General features: G+C 63.1%; 3 protein-coding genes. 1 reads left to right on the forward strand and 2 read right to left on the reverse strand.

Translation table 11 applies throughout. The features are described from left to right. Both AAC083_RS15020 and AAC083_RS15025 read right to left on the reverse strand, forming a co-directional pair. The coding region (locus AAC083_RS15020) for an RBBP9/YdeN family alpha/beta hydrolase (RefSeq protein WP_108537025.1) at positions 1-439 on the reverse strand (439 nt) is incomplete at its 3' end. A 56-nt stretch (positions 440-495) separates the two neighbouring features. Next, entirely contained in the window at positions 496-1,497 is a 1,002-nt protein-coding gene (locus AAC083_RS15025; RefSeq protein ID WP_108537026.1) for a sulfate ABC transporter substrate-binding protein, read from the reverse strand. A 208-nt stretch (positions 1,498-1,705) separates the two neighbouring features. On the opposite strand from AAC083_RS15025, the gene AAC083_RS15030 reads away from it, so the two are divergent. Then, positions 1,706-2,137 (forward strand): MgtC/SapB family protein (locus AAC083_RS15030; protein ID WP_146181687.1); only part of this gene is annotated, 432 nt, incomplete at its 3' end.

The following is a 2,137-nucleotide window of genomic DNA, read 5'->3' on the forward strand; positions in this document are numbered from 1 at the left end:
GGCCCACTTCGCCGGCATCGAACAGCGGCACCTGCCACTGGCGGCGCCAGTATTCGGCCCGCTCGAAGCTCATCCAGGGATCGTTGCGACTGGCGATCAGCTGGGCCGATACCTTGAGCGAACCCGCCAGCGCCTCATCCACTATGCCAAAGTGGGCCGGGTCGGCCGGCGCCACGATAAACAGCGAGGCCACCTTGTCGGGCTGCTGACGCGCCGCCATGATGGCCGCCAGCGCACCGAAGGAGTGAGCCACCAGATGGGCCCGGCCGCGCCGACTGCGCAGCTTGCTCGCCAGCTTGGCGCTCCAGACCGTCAGGTCCGGCTTGTCCCACGGCAGGCCAGTCATACGCTGCCAGTGAGGGAAATATTGATGCCAGCGGCTCTGCCAATGATCCGGCCCACTGTTGTGCAGACCGGGAACCAGGAGGATCTTGTTCATCTTGGTGCTCCTATCAGCTGGCACAGGGGCCAGTTCAGTGATGGATATGGCGGCTATCAACGACCCGGCTGGTAAATCTGGTCAAACAGACCACCCTGGGCGAAGTGTTTCTTCTGGGCCTTGTCCCAATCCCCTTCCAGATCCTTGACGGTAAACAGAGTCAGTTGCGGGAACTGGGCCGCAGTCTCCTTCAGGATCGCCGGATTGCTGGGGCGGTAGTGATATTTGGCGATGATGCGCTGCCCCTCGTCGGAGTAGAGGTACTCGAGGTACGCCTTGGCAACCGCTTCGGTGCCATGTTTCTTGGCCACCTTGTCCACCACGGCCACCGGCGGCTCCGCCAGGATGGAGACCGACGGCACGACCAGCTCGAACTTGTCGCGGTTGCCGGGCTGACCCAGCACCAGCAGGGCTTCGTTTTCCCACGCCAGCAGCACGTCGCCGAGGCCGCGTTCGATGAAGCTGGTGGTGGCACCACGGGCCCCGGAATCCAGCACTTTCACATTCTTGTAGAGATCGCCGACGAACTGTTTGGCTCCCTCCTCACTGCCGCTCTGCTTCAGGGCATAGCCCCAGGCCGCCAGATAGTTCCAGCGCGCCCCGCCGGAGGTCTTGGGGTTCGGCGTCACGATGGCGATGTCCTTGCGCACCAGGTCGCCCCAATCCTTGATCTGCTTGGGATTGTCCTTGCGCACCAGAAAGACGATGGTGGAGGTATAGGGAGATGCGTTGTTGGCCAACCGGCTCTGCCAGTCGGTGGCGATCAAACCCTGCCTGGCGACGGCGTTGATGTCATAGGCCAGCGCCAGCGACACCAGATCTGCTTCCAGCCCGTCCACCACAGCGCGGGCCTGCTTGCCGGAGCCACCGTGAGACTGGCTCACCACGACGTCGTCACCCGTCTTGGCTTTCCACTCCCTGGCGAAGGCGCCGTTGTACTCCTGAAACAGCTCGCGCGTCGGATCGTAGGAGACGTTGAGCAGGCGGATCTCGGCGGCATTCGCCTGGCCGAGGGTTAGCAGAGAAAACAGGGTGAGGGCGGTCATTCGCAGTGTCATGGTGATACTCCATATCGTTGGGTTGAATGCAGCATGCCGTGGGCTTGTTATGCCGAGAACCAAGAAATAACGCTTTGCTTATCTCTTTTGCTCATATCAACCCGCCGACAGGCTCCGCTCGCACACTCTGTGAGCCATGCCTCCCTGCCCCCCCGTTGGCTGTGCCATCATGGGATCAAGGCCATGACACAGCGAAAAGGAAGTCGTTATGTGGATCAATGCAGACCCCGTCAATGGGGCCATGGTGTCGCTGGCCATCGGCCTCATCATAGGGTTGGAACGCGGCTGGCAGGTGCGCCAGCTGGGAGACAACCAGCGCATCGCAGGGATGCGGACCTACGGCCTCATCGGTCTGCTCGGCGGTGTCTGCGCCCTGCTGCTGCCGACGCTGGGCCCCTGGCTGCCGCTGCTCGGCCTGCTGGCGGTGGTGACGGGCTGCGGCCTCTCGGTCTGGCTGGCACAGCGCTGGCAGGGGGAGTTCGGCCTCACCAGTTCGGTCGCCATGCTGCTCACCTACCTGCTTGGCCTGATGTCTGTGCTGCTGAGCCCGAGCGAGGCGGTGGCCTGCGCCGTGCTCGCGGCCCTCTTGATGGGGCTCAAGGGCAAGATCCAGCAGGGGATGCTGTTTCTGAGCGAGACC

Origin of the sequence: Aeromonas sp. HMWF014 (assembly GCF_963878295.1) — a bacterium.
GTDB classification, from domain to species: domain Bacteria; phylum Pseudomonadota; class Gammaproteobacteria; order Enterobacterales; family Aeromonadaceae; genus Aeromonas; species Aeromonas popoffii.